The sequence below is a fragment of the Streptococcus tangpeifui genome, from assembly GCF_011038795.1.
GTDB lineage: Bacteria > Bacillota > Bacilli > Lactobacillales > Streptococcaceae > Streptococcus > Streptococcus tangpeifui.
Map to the genome: position 1 here is coordinate 144,615 of NZ_JAAKDU010000003.1, position 15,782 is coordinate 160,396.

8 protein-coding genes and 1 pseudogene are annotated in these 15,782 nt (G+C 40.4%); 8 read left to right on the forward strand and 1 reads right to left on the reverse strand.

Translation table 11 applies throughout. From position 1 onward, the window contains the following. The first annotated feature begins 435 nt into the window (after positions 1 to 435). A complete protein-coding gene (locus G7Y32_RS03915) occupies positions 436 to 1,461 on the forward strand; it encodes a YdcF family protein (RefSeq protein ID WP_165210896.1) in 1,026 nt (341 codons plus the stop codon). A gap of 688 nt (positions 1,462 to 2,149) precedes the next feature. On the opposite strand, the gene G7Y32_RS03920 is transcribed toward G7Y32_RS03915, so the two are convergent. Continuing rightward, a complete protein-coding gene (locus G7Y32_RS03920) occupies positions 2,150 to 3,139 on the reverse strand; it encodes a hypothetical protein (protein WP_165210899.1) in 990 nt (329 codons plus the stop codon). Positions 3,140 to 3,658: 519 nt separating this feature from the next. On the opposite strand from G7Y32_RS03920, the gene G7Y32_RS03925 reads away from it, so the two are divergent. The 7 genes and pseudogenes from G7Y32_RS03925 (at position 3,659) to G7Y32_RS03955 (ending at position 15,545) form a co-directional block, all read left to right on the forward strand. Further along, positions 3,659 to 4,111, forward strand: coding sequence for a LytTR family DNA-binding domain-containing protein (locus tag G7Y32_RS03925; protein ID WP_165210902.1), 453 nt, complete (start codon positions 3,659 to 3,661; stop codon positions 4,109 to 4,111). After that, positions 4,101 to 4,547: a DUF3021 domain-containing protein gene (locus G7Y32_RS03930; protein WP_165210905.1), complete on the forward strand. Its 447-nt coding sequence runs from the start codon at positions 4,101 to 4,103 to the stop codon at positions 4,545 to 4,547. The genes G7Y32_RS03925 and G7Y32_RS03930 overlap by 11 nt, the downstream gene beginning before the upstream one ends. Then, positions 4,522 to 5,355, forward strand: a complete 834-nt coding sequence (locus G7Y32_RS03935) for an alpha/beta fold hydrolase (protein ID WP_241154196.1) — start codon at positions 4,522 to 4,524, stop codon at positions 5,353 to 5,355. The genes G7Y32_RS03930 and G7Y32_RS03935 overlap by 26 nt, the downstream gene beginning before the upstream one ends. Positions 5,356 to 5,423: 68 nt before the next feature. Then, positions 5,424 to 5,782, forward strand: a pseudogene (locus G7Y32_RS03940) (ATP-binding cassette domain-containing protein); the annotation flags it as partial. A 71-nt stretch (positions 5,783 to 5,853) separates the two neighbouring features. After that, positions 5,854 to 6,675, forward strand: a complete 822-nt coding sequence (locus G7Y32_RS03945; protein ID WP_165211313.1) for an alpha/beta fold hydrolase — start codon at positions 5,854 to 5,856, stop codon at positions 6,673 to 6,675. A 519-nt stretch (positions 6,676 to 7,194) separates the two neighbouring features. Next, the gene (guaC, locus tag G7Y32_RS03950; RefSeq protein WP_165210908.1) at positions 7,195 to 8,178 is read left to right on the forward strand and encodes a GMP reductase; all 984 of its coding nucleotides are present in this window, start codon (positions 7,195 to 7,197) and stop codon (positions 8,176 to 8,178) included. Between the two features lie 287 nt (positions 8,179 to 8,465). Further along, positions 8,466 to 15,545, forward strand: a complete 7,080-nt coding sequence (locus G7Y32_RS03955; RefSeq protein WP_165210911.1) for a mucin-binding protein — start codon at positions 8,466 to 8,468, stop codon at positions 15,543 to 15,545. The last annotated feature ends 237 nt before the right edge of the window (positions 15,546 to 15,782 follow it).

Sequence of the window (15,782 nt, forward strand, 5' to 3'; positions counted from 1 at the left end):
CAAACTAGGCCATTGAGTGATCCAAAGGTTGAGGAAATCTTTAGAGGTCTGTGTGTTATTTAAGGAACTTAACGTAATAGAGTTACTAAAGACTCAGGAAAAGTGAGTTACAGTGGTCAATTGGCAGTACCTATCACTTTGTGATAGCGTCCAACCTTAATCAACTTTGCAGAGGGGCTACTACGAAATTGGCTTTTCGAGCATCAATTTTTCTGTACTTCCCTTTAAATTTACAGCATCGTAGGCGAATTGCATGACAGCGTCTATCGTTTCGATGTTCAAAGACTATTATTATCTTAATGTGTCCTGATAGTTACTCTAAAACATGATGGTTAGGAACTCTGATTTTTGTAATAACCATCAGGCGTTTATGGTATAATTCTTTTAGTAGTTATACATATTCAATTTTATGCAAGAAAAAGATAAGGGGAAACTATGACCTTGTATGCGCTGACTGCAGTTGTTGTCATTTGGTTTATCATTTCGTTTAAAATAGATCGGCGAAAGTTATCAAATGCCTTCTTGTTTTTATTTTCATTAGGCTTGTTATTTCTCAGTTTTGCTTATTTTGCCTACGAACGCCAGTGGGAAACGATTCATGGCCTTTTTATCTTGTTTGTATATGGCTTTATCCCAGTCAGTTTGATGATATTTGCGACTTACATGATTATCAATGGTATCCTTATTTTGAGAAAAGAGCGCAAAAGCCTAGCCAATAGTTTGTCTATTTTCTTTGGAATAGGGATTTTATTTTATTTAGCGATGACGATCTTATATGTGCGCTATTGGTTTAGGCTCTATGTTCAAAATAGTATGCAGGGCTATATTGCTCAATATAGTTATATTATCCTTAGTTTCTTCTTTATTGTTTTTCTCTTTATCTTTTTTGCTTTCTTGGCTTACTCTATTTTGTATTTGACTTTACCTAAGAATAAAGATTACGATTATATCATTATTCATGGGTCGGGCTTGATAGAGGGGGATAAGGTTCCTCCATTATTGGCTTCAAGGATAGATAAAGCAATAGGGGCTTATCGTGCAGCGACCAAGGACGATGTTCGCATCATTGCCAGCGGGGGACAAGGACGTGATGAAATAATTTCTGAGGCGAGAGCAATTGCTGATTATCTAATAGCGAAAGGGATTAAAGAAGACCGTATCATATTAGAAGAGCAATCGACTTCAACTTATGAAAATTTAAAATTTTCGCAAGAACTTACAAGAGGGCAAAAGGAAAATCCTAAATACCTCTTTGTCAGTAATAACTACCATGTCTTTCGTGCGACCCTGTACGCTAGACGGCTCCACATGGATGGTGAGGGGGTTGGAGCTAAAACGGCCGGTTACTATATTCCCAGCGCCTTTTTGCGAGAATACCTTGCCATTTTGAATAAGATAAAGGGAATATTGATTGTGATTTCGGTAGTTTTTCTCCTGTTAGTCTACTTTTCATTAAAATAAGAGTTTGTGATGACCATTACAATAGGTATCGTTGAAGATGTTTAGATTTGGTCAATTTTGTCCAAGGCCACTTAATAAGATATGACTTTGAAATAGTTCTCTATGAGGTTTTTAGGTCTATTGACCAATTTATTGATGCTCAGCAGCCGGACCTTATTTTGCTGGATATTATATTCCTTATTATGATGGTTTTTACTGGTGCTCTGAAATTAGGAACAATACTACAGTCCCAACTATCTTTATATCTGCCGGAACAAAAGAATACGACCAGATAAGAGCGTTATAAATGGTAGTGATGACTATATTACCAATCCATTTTCCTAGAGCTTACTGTTGACAAAGGTCAATTCGAATCTGAGAAAGAGCCTACGGTAATATGCTAATAAAGAAACTGGAGAGATCTTAAAAAATAGATTGAAGAGAAAAGTCCGTTTTGGACACAATTCTTCGATCTATTTTCTTTTTTAAGACTGCTCGATAAAAACTCCTATGAGCATTGGTAATATCAATACTTATAGGAGTGCAAGCTGTCCAGAGATTTTTGCGATAAATAAGAGACTAAGGAAGGATGATCACTGCGGCATTAGAAATTCCGTCTGGCTTTTCAAAATGCTGTCTCTATACCATCTGTGATATGGTCAATAAGGAAAGAGAGAGAATCATTAACGAAATGGGACAAAGGCCTTCATTATTTTTGGCTTTGCTTTTCCCTTTCTTCTTGTTTGGTAATACCGTGGTGACTCGGTTCGTTTTTTCTCATATAGTCTAATTTAAAAGTATGAGCTTGGGCGATAGACTTTTCTATAGCATTTTCAAATTTATCCTTATCTTTTGCAGGATAGTAGACATTAGCAGTGACAATATTGTAGCCTACTTTAAAGAGATAGATAGCCTCAATAACATCACCGTCAGCATAAGACATCGTTTGCTGGTAGATATAGACAGTTCGGCCACGAAGTGTCAGAGAATCATAAGTAATAGTTCCATGCGTCAGATTAAGGGCATTCCCAACATTGTCTAAATTTCTGTTAAATTGTATGTCCTCTTGTCTCTCTAGTTCATGGGCAAAATCGTACTGGGACTTATCTATTTTCGCAAACCGCTTAGCCTCCTTTGAAGCAGCATAATCTCCTGCAGTCTTATATTGTCCGCCAAAAGCCGCAATTTCAAAAAAGATGAAAGCGCCCGAATTGTCTTTGCTATTGAGAATCAGACCGTATTTACCGCCAAAATCAATAGGGGCCTGTCGATCTTTATAAGTTTGTTGCCATTGCTTAGGAATCGGGACAGCAACATCAGTGCCTGGGAGCCAAGACTCATTGGCCTTTAGCTCTTGCGGTTTGGTTTTCTGATAGGTATCAGCCCAGTCAATCAGGGAGCTTTGTTGCTGCTCCTTAGTTGAGGTTCCTGTGGAAGAATTCATGGCCTTGCGATAACTATTTTCTTTAAAAATAAAGAAGAGAGGATCTTGATATTTTCGGACGGCAGCCATATAGTCAATTTCTGCTTCAGTATAAGGCGCGTGCTTATTAATAAGAGCCCTGTAGTAGTCTGACGTATTGTCTTCACGCCAGGAGACTAAGACAGCATAGCCCACCGTAGATAGCAGAGCTATCAGTGATATCCCTAAAATCCCTAGAATAAAACGACCAATTTTAGATTTAAAAAATTTTTTCATAATAGCTTCCTCGCTAAATGTCATTAGAGTAATAGTTGGGGGAGCATCATTAATATGACAGGAGTGGTTATTAAGCAAGAGGGCAGCTATCCAGGTCTCTGACGGACTAAAATGATTCAATAATTTTTTAATGACAGAAATGGAAAGAATTCTCCAGCTCATTTATTTTTATAGGGAAAGCGCTTACCTACCTTAATTATACCATAAAATACTTTAAAGTAGTGATTAAATTTGGTCCTTACAATCTATCCAAACCTTTTGTGCTGCCTGCACTTCATCGCCTTGGCTGTTCCTTGCTTTTCTGTGAGTATTAGTGGCTAGCAGTTGTAGAACAAATAAGTAGGAGTGATTTTTTCTAGCTAGTTTTAAATGAGCGGGCTCCTGTTTCTGGCTGTCATTACGGTAAAAACAGCGGCAAAAGAAGAACGATTGCATCTTGAATGAGATTTTTGCACCTTAATTAAAAGAGGGAGTTGCACTCCCAAATTTCTGTTATAATGACCGCAAAGGAGAAAAGCAGTGAAGTTACGATTAGAACACATTTCCGATGGCCAAGAAGAAGTTATCGTACGTTATCGAACAATGACTCCGACTATTCAGGCTATCAGTAACTTAGTCACCCAAGGGCAGGAGAAAATCCTTGGCAGAAATGAGCAAGGTGAGCGCTATCTCGCCTTGGATGATATCCTGTATTTTGAGAGTATTGACGGTAAGACTTTTGCCTACACGCAAAAAAAAGTCTACCAAGTCGCCTGCACTCTCAAAGACTTAGTCAGCAATTATGCTTTTAAGGGCTTCTTTCGCTGTACCAAGGCTATGGTGGTCAATATCTACCAGATTCAGTCCTTCAAAAGTCAGGCTTATGGCCGAATCGAAGCCACTCTGGACAATGGTGAACGTGTCCTTATCTCACGTAAATACGCCAATAAACTCAGACAGGTCTTGCAGGAGGGAATTAAAGATGAAGACTAAGTGGTGGGAACGTTTCTTAAGTCAGGAAATTGCCAATGAATATAAGACAGCCATCTATTGCTTTTGTGTTTATTTTTTCTATGCTGTCTACCAGCTTTTGCAAGGAAGAACAACAGCCAATATCTATTATTTAATCGAAATGGTTATTGCGGCTTATGTTATCACTCAGATTCAGGTTTTCCTGTTTAAAAATTTTGATGAAGCCGATAGATTAGCGAGAAGAGAGTTATTAGGCTTAATTGTTTGTTCCTGCCTCTATGGCCTTGTTGGGCAATGGCTGAGCTGGTTTGATGGCAATCTTCTAGCAGCTGCTTGTTTTGTCATCTATGTGATGCTGGAATACTTGACTATTTTTATTGCCAACAAAATCAAGCGTAACATTGACAGCAAGAAGCTAAATAAATTGTTGGATGATTATAAGAATCAAAGAAAGTGACAAGTGGAATATTATGTCAGAGATAAAATTAATGAAATTAAATAATGACGAGATGTATTACAGTGATACTGGGGAAGGTATCGCCCTAGTTTTTTTACATGGTCTTGGCTGCGATGGACGAATGTTTTTACAGCAAATTCTAGCTTTTCAGCATCAATATAGAGTAATTTGCCCTGATTTATTGGGAAACGGAAAATCCTCTATTTTAAAAGTCCCTGTTAAGCAAGTGATTGAAAAGCAGGCTGCTGCTGTGATCGCTTTACTGGATGAACTTAACATTAAAGAGGCAGTATTTTGTGGAACGTCATATGGTGGGATTGTCTGTCAGCATATTGCAGTCAACTATCCAAATTATGTTAAAGGATTGGTTTTAACTGATACATTTTCTGATACGACTATTCATAACATCAAGGAATTTCTTAATAAAATGGCTATAAGTGCTAGTTTATGGCTCTATTATTGTCGCGGTCTTCTTAAATGGTCGGTAAAATCACAGTATAAGGGATTTCCAGAAGCACAAAGTTATATGGAGACCATTATGGGAAACCTACGCAGTCGGGAAGTGGTTTTACAGCGCAGGGCTATTAACCAAATTAATTATACTGAGAAGATTGGTCAGTTAAAAATACCTATCTTGTTGTTGGTGGGGGGCCGTTATAATCTTTTGATCGACTATATGAAGAGAATTCATCAAGTTATGCCATCCAGCCAAATTAAAGTTATTGAAGATTCCTTTGATCCGTCTAATATGCTCAAGCCTGATAAGTATAATCAACTATTATTGGAATTCTTGAACACTTCTATTTAAGGAAAGGAAGTAATCATATAGAAGCTGTTATTGATATCAAGCATTTGCGCAAATACTATAGCAGACGCATGGGTGCAGAAGATGTTTAGCTGTCTGTTGAGAAGAGGGAAATCTTTGGTTTTCTGGGTTCCAATGGTGCCGGCAAGTCAACGACTATTCGCTGTTTGCTGGGACTGATTAAGCCAAGCGGCGGCGAGATGACGCTCTTTGGCGGTAAATATGGGACTTTGTAAAAAATCTCAAACATATCGGTTATATGCCGTCAGAAGCCATGTTTTATCCTAATATGAAAGTCAAAGATGTCATTGCTTTTGCGGTTAAATCTAGAAAAAAAGACTGTTCGCAAGAAGCGGACAAGCTTTGTCGGCTTTTAGAGGTACCACTGGAGAAGAAAATTGAAGATCTCTCGCTGGGCAATCGTAAAAAAGAAGGAAATAGAAAAACATATAATGATCAAATAGAAATAACTAATAAATTTGAATTTGTAAGGAGGTAATGATGCTTAGAAAAAAATATGAAACTTCATCAGGAACAATTCATTATTGGATAAATGATTTTGATAAAACTAAAAAAACGGCCCTTATATTTTTACCCGGACTGACTGCTGACCATAGATTATTTGAGAAGCAGATAAATTATTTTAAGGATAAGTTCAGACTATTGGTTTGGGATGCTCCGGGTCATGCTTCATCCTATCCTTTTAAACTCGATTTTGACTTGTTTGATAAGGCAAAATGGTTAGATGAAATATTGATAAAAGAGGGGATTGAAAAACCTGTTTTAATCGGTCAGTCAATGGGAGGCTATTTAGGTCAGGTTTATGCGGAGCTGTTCCCGGATAAGCTTAAGGGACTTGTTATGATTGATACCCCGCCTCTTCAAAGAAAATACTATACAGCTATAGAATTATGGCTATTAAAAATAGTGGAGCCGATTTATAAAATATATCCTTGGAAAGCTCTTTTAAAAGCAGGACCAAAAGGCGCTTCGACAACTGAATATGGAAGAAAATTGATGCTTGACATGATGATGGTTTACGATGGAGATCAGAAAAGATATTCTCATCTTTCAGGACATGGCTATAAAATGATAGCAAAAGCAGTAGAAAAAGATTTGCCCTATGAAATAAAATGTCCGCATATGATAATATGCGGGAAAGAGGATCGGGCAGGCTCTTGTATACGATGTTTAAAGAAATATGAGAAATGTACTAATAAACCTGTTGAATGGATTGATCATGCCGGGCATAATTCCAATACCGATCAAGCGGAAATTGTAAATAAGTTGATCGGTGAGTTTATAGATAAATATGTTATATAAGGCCTTGTTTGTTCATTTCAAATTGGTATGTCTTCGAAAACTTGTCCTATTTGTAGAACATGCCTTTTAAAGACTACACCACGCCAAGTGCTGTTCTTGTCGCAGATAAGAGCTGACAGGTTTTAATAAGACCACTACAATAGAAAAGGGGCTTTTCAATTTTTAAAGCGAACTTACGATGCGCGTTGGCGTGTTGATGGAGCAATTCTTTTAATTAAGCAAATTTCTCTATAAATCATTAGTGACAGCTGTTTTATTGCTTTGCATTTTGGTATAAAATGGATTGTAAAGTGTAAAAACCGAACATTATATTTTAATATAGTTATCTTTTTGGACAAAATCAATATATTATTATAATATAATCGCGGAAAGGTAAGAATTTACCTAGCGATGCTCTGATAACAGTGCTAGTTTTCAGAGTTATAGGAAGGTCATCATATTAATGCCAGAGGCTGAAGATGACTTTTCTGATACACAGAAAATCCTCTATCAGTGTTCATGGCTGAAAGAGGATTTTTTATGCTTAATGATTTCCCAGTTTTTGATTATGAAGACATTCAGCTGATTCCCAATAAGTGTACTATTGATAGCCGGTCGGAGGTTGATACAGCAGTAACTTTAGGTCGTTATAGTTTTAAATTACCGGTCGTTCCCGCGAATATGCAAACAATTATTGATGCAGACGTTGCTGAATTGCTAGCTAAAGAAGGGTATTTCTATATTATGCATCGTTTTGATGAAGCGTCACGTAAACCTTTTATCGCACGCATGCATGAGCAAGGCCTCATCGCCTCAATATCAATTGGGGTTAAGGATTCTGAATATGATTTCGTGACAAGCTTAAAAGATAATGTCCCTGAGTTCATTACTATTGATATTGCCCACGGTCATGCTGACAGTGTGATTAGGATGATTCGGCACATCAAGACTGAATTACCGGATACGTTTGTTATCGCAGGGAATGTTGGTACTCCTGAAGCTGTGCGTGAATTGGAAAATGCTGGTGCCGATGCTACTAAAGTTGGTATTGGTCCTGGAAAGGTCTGTATTACAAAAGTTAAAACGGGATTTGGAACAGGTGGCTGGCAGTTGGCCGCCCTTCGTTGGTGCGCAAAAGCTGCTCGTAAGCCTATTATAGCTGATGGCGGAATCCGCACGCATGGTGATATCGCTAAGTCAATTCGCTTCGGAGCAACAATGGTTATGATCGGATCGCTGTTTGCCGGTCATATCGAAAGTCCCGGGAAATTGGTAGAAGTGGACGGAGAAACGTTCAAAGAATATTATGGGTCGGCTTCGGAATACCAAAAGGGTGAGCGCAAAAACATTGAGGGTAAGAAAATTCTCCTTCCAACTAAGGGCTATCTCAAAGATACCTTAGCCGAAATGGAACAAGATTTGCAGAGTTCAATTTCTTATGCTGGCGGACGTGATCTTAAAAGTTTGACACGTGTTAATTATGTCGTGGTAAAAAATTCTATTTGGAACGGAGACAGAATATAAGAACACCCAAAATGATAACTAAATGTCACTGATGTTCTTCCATCAGAAAATGAGCAAATACTTTAAAATGATATACTTTGAAGTATAAAACAATTTAAGCCAAAAGTAAGATATAAGAGAAAAACAGGGAGAGAAGTGCATTTTTGACCTTATATCTTAATCGCAGATTAAAAAATTAAGAAAAATTAGAAAATTATTGAAATATAAAATGGTTTATATTACAATGAAAATCCCAACATGGCCATAAATAAATGAAATACGCCTTTGGGGAGAGAGAGGTATCTAATATGAAAATTTCTAAAGCCAGACGCTCTAGAAGGAGTTTTACTTGGTATGGACTCTATCAGCGTTTTTCAATTCGTAAATACCATTTTGGTGCAGCATCGGTTTTACTTGGTACTGCATTAATGTTTGGTGTTCAGGCTGACCAAGTGTATGCGGATGGGGCAGTGTCTCCGGCATCAGAGCCGCCTGCTTCAATAGCGGCAATTACTCAGCAGGCAGATACACAAGTATCGCCAACTTTAGATAATACTGTAGCAGCAACTTCGGCAGAAACTGCGAATTCTACCGAAGCAGCTGCACCTAAAACAGAAGTTGCTCGAGCAACTGGGACTCCTGTGACTAATCAGAACGAGGCTACTCCTGTAAGTCCGGCAACAAGTACTGTGGATCTTACACCAACTGCGGCTTCACAAATTAGCACTCCATCAGATGTACAAACTTCTGAATCCTCAACTAGTGCAGTTTCAGCATCTGGTGCTAATTCAGAACTTGGAGGTAATGAAAGATCGGCAGCTAGCCAAATTAATAATCAAACTGTTTCAGCGATGCCATTAGTCTCATCTAACATTATCTCTGAACGGCAATCGCAATCTCCAGAGATGCCATCAGCATTTGCTGCAGCGCTTGAAGATATGAAGCGGCAAGGTTTAGCAACAGATACTCAGGTTAGTGATCTTCGCTCAGCGTATCGTGCAGGCTTGTTAAACGATAAAGAAGTTAACCAAGTGAGCGGCAAACTTGGCAGTACTCCAGTGACATCAGCAAGCCCAGTTACAGTATTTATGGCAGAAGGAACTGGTGAAACCCCGCCAATTTATGCACCGCACCTGCATACAAAAGATATTGCACTTCAAGTTACAAATTCAAATACAGCTAACAAACTAATTCGTGCGGTTTACCTTCATAACTATAACCGAAATCCTGATGGAAGCTATACCATTGAGTATCAAATTTACTTGCGTGGGAACATGATTACGGATCCGTATGCAGCTGTTATGGTAAGTACAGATGATAATACAACTGTTGGTTCCTACTATTCCTGGACTGATACAGGTTCTACAGGTTTACATTATCCAAGTGGCACAGATGCTTATACAAGTACTGATGGTGATCGCAAGTATACGAATTCCCCAGTATTAGTTTCTGATGTGATTTCATCCACAACCAACCCAAATGCTTCGATTACTAACCCAACTGGTGTTGGTTTCCGGGTTCTTGTCAATACAACATCGCTTACTGGAACAGGGTTAACCATCAATGTGGCACAAGGTAAAACTGAACAAGCGGCACGCGATATGGCAGCAGGGGGAGTAGCAGACGATGCGGCGGCTAAGGACTCTGTAAACCTTTGGTTGCAAGATTATGCAATGGATCAAGGGCCAACTATCCAACCGGCCATCTATTTCTTACCGATAGGTTTGACCTTGACTAAAGATTCAAATGTTCGTGCAATCGTCGATGGAAATCCCAAGGCAACGGGCGGCGTAACAATTGACCAAATATATAGCCGGGCGGTTGCGTTTGGTGGAAATAACATTGTTAACCAAGTCAATGGAACGTTGCAATCTCAATTAGGCGGAAGTGCTGATGTTACCTTCGATCCTGCAACTGGTATTATAACTGGTACTATTGGCGGATTACTAGCTGGTGGACGTGAAGGTGCAATGGTTAATGGGGTAACTGTTGTCGCTACCGACAGTACGGGTACAGCGATGTCAGACGATAACAATGCGGTTAACTTTGCTCACGTAGTGGTTAAAGGCTTGTCTGGTGTGAAGAATGAAGGCGAAACCTTCACAGAAGATGAATTAAAGAAGCTGATTCGCTTCCGTACGTGGATGGGAACTAGTTATGGTGAAGAACCGCTTGATTACTTGATGAAGAATGGGAATGTATTCTCTAACCGCAATTTCTATAAAGCTGAAAATAGTACTCTTGTTGCGATCAAACCATTCCACGACTTTGTTCAGAAGATGGAAATCTTAACACCGATTGCTAGCACAGGAACAAATAACACTGCAACTATCCGAGTGACTTACGGAAATACTATGACCGGTTATGTTCTTGGTAGCATGGACTATACTGTTAATTACGGATATTCTGTAGCTCCGAGTGTTACACCAATTAATCCAGTTGTAGCGGTTAACCCAGGTGTTACTTATAGTCCAGCTGCAAACGTGACAATTGCTGATCAGGATAATTCTGGTTATCGCTCACAAACAGTTGAAGTTACTGATGCTAGTGGATCCGTAGTTTACGCTGGGGCACTCGGTGACTTTACCGCACCGACGACAGAAGGTACTTATACGGTTAAAGTTTCAGTAACTGATAATTCGGCAACTCAATATAATGGTAAAACCGAAGACATAGGTTATGATGAAGCAACGCCTAAAACAGTTAAACTTCTTGATAAAGATATTCATGACTTGTCAGCATCTGGTACTTACCAACTTATCGTCGCTAAACAAAAAGCGAACATTAAGTTTGTGAATGATACGGAGCCAACAGTTGCTATGACTACTGTTTCAGAGTCTGGTAATAACGGAGATGCGATTCCAACGGTCGATTATAAGACAACATTGAATGATTACCTCAAAGCTGGTTACTCTGTTAAGAGTGATAACTTTACAGGTGGTAAAACGTTTGATACTGACTTCGATACTGATCAAGAATTTACAGTTGTTCTCAAGGAACGTATTGAACCATTCGATCCAGCAAATCCACCAGTTCCAGAACAACCAGTTGATCCAAATGATCCTAACAGCCCAAGATGGCCAGATAATGTTAAGGACCAAAAAGGTACTGAAACAGTTACACGTATCATCCGTTACGTCTACGCAGCAGATGGGTCACAAGCATCTGCCCCAGTGTCAGAAACCTTGACCTTCACACGTCAAGCTAAGGTTAACTTAGTAACTGGTGAAGTGGCATTTGGCGAATGGACAGCAACCGATACAACCTTTGATGTTGTTGTCTCCCCAGTTATAAATAGCTACATCACAGACCGTAAAGAAGTTCCAGCTAAGACAGGTGTTCAGGCTACGGATGCCGATTCTGAAGAAATTGTTAAGTACACGAAACTTGGTCGCTACGTCCCAAATATTCCAGTGCTAAATTTCCCAGACAATCCTTATCCGAATGATCCGACAGATTCAACTAAACCAAAACAGCCAGGTGATCCAGATTACCCAGTCATTCCAGACGTACCAGGAATGACCCCAAAAGATCCAAATGGAACCCCATTGACTCCGGTGGACCCTAACGATCCAAGTAAGGGCTATATTCCACCAATCCCAGAGGATCCAACGGAAGATACCCCGATCAATTACGAAAAAGATGATCAAAAAGCTATTATCAACTTCGTAACCGAAACGGGCCGTCAACTATCACAATTAACGGAAGCTGGCAAGTCAGAAGAAGCTATTCCATCAGCGAACTATACTGCCGCACTTGTGGGCTACCTCAAAGCAGGCTACGCTCTTGTTAGCGATGACTTCAGAGGCTATCAAGTATTTGATAAAAATCAGCTGGTAGACCAAACCTTTACAGTTGTTCTTAAGGAACGTATCGAACCATTCGATCCAGCAAATCCACCAGTTCCAGGGCAACCAGTTGATCCAAATGATCCTAACAGTCCAAGATGGCCAGATAATGTTAAGGACCAAAAAGGTACTGAAACAGTTACACGTATCATCCGTTACGTCTACGCAGCAGATGGGTCACAAGCATCTGCCCCAGTGTCAGAAACCTTGACCTTCACACGTCAAGCTAAGGTTAACTTAGTAACTGGTGAAGTGGCATTTGGCGAATGGACGGCAACTGATACAACCTTTGACGCTAAGACCTCTCCAGCTGTAAATGGCTACATTGCAGATCGTAAAGAAGTTCCAGCTAAGACAGGTGTTCGAGCGATAGATCCGGATTCTGAAGAAAATGTTAAGTACACGAAACTTGGTCGCTACGTCCCAAATATTCCAGTGCCAAACTTCCCAGACAATCCTTATCCGAATGATCCGACAGATCCAACTAAGCCAAAGCAGCCAGGTGATCCAGATTACCCAGTGATTCCGCATAATCCTGGTTACACACCAATTGATCCAAACACCAACACGCCCTTGACTCCGGTGGACCCTAACGAGCCAAGTAAGGGTTATATTCCACCAATCCCAGAGGATCCAACGGAAGATACCCCGATCAATTACGAAGCAGATACTCAAAAAGCCATTATCAACTTCGTAACCGAGACTAATCGTCAACTATCACAATTAACGGAAGCTGGTAAGTCAGAAGAAGCAATTCCGTCAACAGACTATACCGTCACACTTGCGGGCTACCTCAAAACAGGTTACGCTCTTGTTAGCGATGACTTCGGTGGCCATCAAGTATTTGACAAAAATCAGCTGGTAGACCAAACCTTTACAGTTGTTCTTCGTGAACGTATCGAACCATTCGATCCAGCAAATCCACCAGTACCAGATCAGCCCGTAAATCCAAACGATCCTAACAGTCCAAAGTGGCCAAGTACGGTTGAAAATCAACAAGGTACTGAAGCAGTTACACGTACCATCCGTTACGTCTATGCAGCAGATGGTTCACAAGCATCTGCTGCAGTATCAGAAACGTTGGTATTCACACGTCAAGCTAAGGTCAACTTAGTAACTGGTGAAGTGACATTTGATAAATGGATGGCAACCGATACAACCTTTGATGCGAAGACCTCCCCAGTTATAAATGGTTACATCACAGATCGTAAAGAAGTTCCAGCTAAGACAGGCGTTCAGGCTACGGATACCGATTCTGAAGAAATTGTTAAGTACACGAAACTTGGTCACTACGTACCAAACGTACCAGTGCCAAACTTCCCAGACAATCCTTATCCGAATGATCCTGACGATCCAACCCAACCAGAACAACCTGGTAATCCCAACTATCCTGTGATTCCAATCAAGCCAGGATACACACCTTACGATCCAGAAGGCAATCCATTGCAACCGGTAGTTCCAGGTAATCCTACTCAGGGCTATATCCCGCCGGCACCAATAGATCCGACTAAAGATACCCCTGTAAACTATCTTGCGGATATTCAAAAAGCAGTGATTGATTTTGTACAGGAAAATCAAGATAGTACTACACGCACTCCGATGACATCAATTGATGAAACAGGTGAAACAGGCTTAACTATTCCTGCGACTGGTTATCAAAGAGTATTAGATGGCTATCTTAATGCTGGTTATGCTGTTGTGAGCGATGATTTCAAAGGCACTAAGACATTCGATACCGATTCAAATCGCGATCAGACCTTCACTGTAGTTCTTAAAGAGCGTCTCGAACCAATCGGACCAAACATTCCATTTAATCCTGGTCAACCGGTAGATCAGCCAGAGCCAAACAAGCCAAATCCAAATTGGCCGGAATCTGTACGCGATTTCCAAACAACTAAGGACATTCATCGTATCATCAGGTATAGATTCGAAGATGGTTCTCAAGCCAGTGTGGATGTGACTGATGCAGTAAGATTTGAACATACAGCTAAAGTTAATTTGGTGACAGGTGTTATTATTGATGAAGCATGGACAGCAGTAGATGGTGATACAACCTTTGATGCCGTTACCTCACCGGTTATTGCTGGTTACATCGCAGATAAGGCAGCAATCGCTGAAAAAACGGGTTTGACACAAAACTCTGCAGATGACAGTCATGTGGTTATCTATAAAGTTCTTGGTCACTACATACCAAACATGCCAGTACCAAACTTCCCGGATAATCCATATCCAAACGATCCGACAGATTCAACTAAGCCAAAGCAGCCAAGCGATCCAGATTATCCGGTGATTCCGCATAATCCCGGCTATACACCAGTTGATCCAAACACCAACACACCCTTGACTCCGGTAGATCCTAACGATCCATCTAAAGGCTATATACCACCAACGCCAGAAGATCCAACACAGGATACCCCGATCAATTACGAAGCAGATAATCAAAAAGCGGTTATCAACTTCCTAACCGAGACTGATCGTCAATTATCACAATTAACGGAAACTGGCAAGTCAGAAGAAGCTATTCCATCAGCAGACTATACCTCCGCACTTGTGGACTACTTCAAGGCTGGTTACGCTCTTGTTAGCGATGACTTTGGTGGCCATCAAGTATTTGATAAAGATAAACTTGCAGACCAAATCTTTACCATCATTCTCAGAGAACGCATCGAACCATTCGATCCATCTAACCCGCCAGTACCAGGTCAGCCAGTAGAACCGAACGATCCTAGCAGCCCAGTATGGCCAGATAATGTTAAAGATCAATCGGGAACTGAGACAGTTACTCGGACCGTTAAGTATGTCTACGCTAAAGACGGGTCACAAGCGTCTGCTCCAGTATCAGAAACATTGACCTTCACTCGCCAAGCTAAGGTTAACTTAGTAACTGGTGAAGTGACATTTGATGAATGGACGGCAACTGATACAATATTCGATGCCGTTACCTCGCCGGTGATTGCTGGCTTTATCGCAGATAAAGCAAAAGTTGCGGAAGTGACAGGTGTTCAAGTGAAAGATCCGGATTCTGAAGAAGTTGTTAAGTACACGAAACTTGGCCGCTACGTACCAAACATGCCAGTGCCAAACTTCCCAGCTAATGCTTATCCGAATGATCCGACAGATCCAACTAAACCAAAGCAGCCAGAAGAACCAGATTATCCGGTGATTCCGTATACTCCTGGCTACACACCAATTAACCCAAACACCAACATGCCATTGACACCAGTGGACCCTAACGATCCAAGTAAGGGTTATATTCCACCAATCCCAGAGGATCCAACTAAAGATACACCAATCAACTATGTTCCAAACCTACCAGAAAAAGAAGTTCCGAATGAACCAGCTATTTCGGAAAAAGCAGAAATGCTTGCTCAATCAGCTAAGGCTGAAGCTGAAACTCCGATTGCTGAAGGACCAGCCGTGACTGCTAAAGAACTTCCTAAAACTGGTGATAAGGGGGCTCAGCCTTCACTAGTAGGCCTACTGGCACTATTTGTAGGAAGCATACTGGCATTTGGTAAAAAACGCAAAGATGAAAAATAAAGAGAAACTTTAATAAGCTTACGAAGTCATCTATAGTTTTCAACTACCAATGGTAATCCTAAGGGAACCTTTATCAACTGCAGTTGGCAGACAAAAAGGGCTGAGATAAAATAATTTCTCAGCCCTTTTCGAGATCAAAGAGAGAATGGGCAGAAGTCGATTTATATAAAAAATGGACTTCTATCCCACCTCCGCACAGTTCATTAGATATTTTAGCACCAATGAACCCCTGCTGGC

Excerpts from the sequence above, each read along its gene's own strand:
- G7Y32_RS03915 (WP_165210896.1), top strand. The coding sequence starts at position 436 with ATGACCTTGTATGCGCTGACTGCAGTTGTTGTCATTTGGTTTATCATT.
- G7Y32_RS03920 (WP_165210899.1), bottom strand. The coding sequence starts at position 3,139 with ATGAAAAAATTTTTTAAATCTAAAATTGGTCGTTTTATTCTAGGGATT.
- G7Y32_RS03930 (WP_165210905.1), top strand. The coding sequence starts at position 4,101 with ATGAAGACTAAGTGGTGGGAACGTTTCTTAAGTCAGGAAATTGCCAAT.
- G7Y32_RS03935 (WP_241154196.1), top strand. The coding sequence starts at position 4,522 with ATGATTATAAGAATCAAAGAAAGTGACAAGTGGAATATTATGTCAGAG.
- G7Y32_RS03945 (WP_165211313.1), top strand. The coding sequence starts at position 5,854 with ATGCTTAGAAAAAAATATGAAACTTCATCAGGAACAATTCATTATTGG.
- guaC (WP_165210908.1), top strand. The coding sequence starts at position 7,195 with ATGCTTAATGATTTCCCAGTTTTTGATTATGAAGACATTCAGCTGATT.
- G7Y32_RS03955 (WP_165210911.1), top strand. The coding sequence starts at position 8,466 with ATGAAAATTTCTAAAGCCAGACGCTCTAGAAGGAGTTTTACTTGGTAT.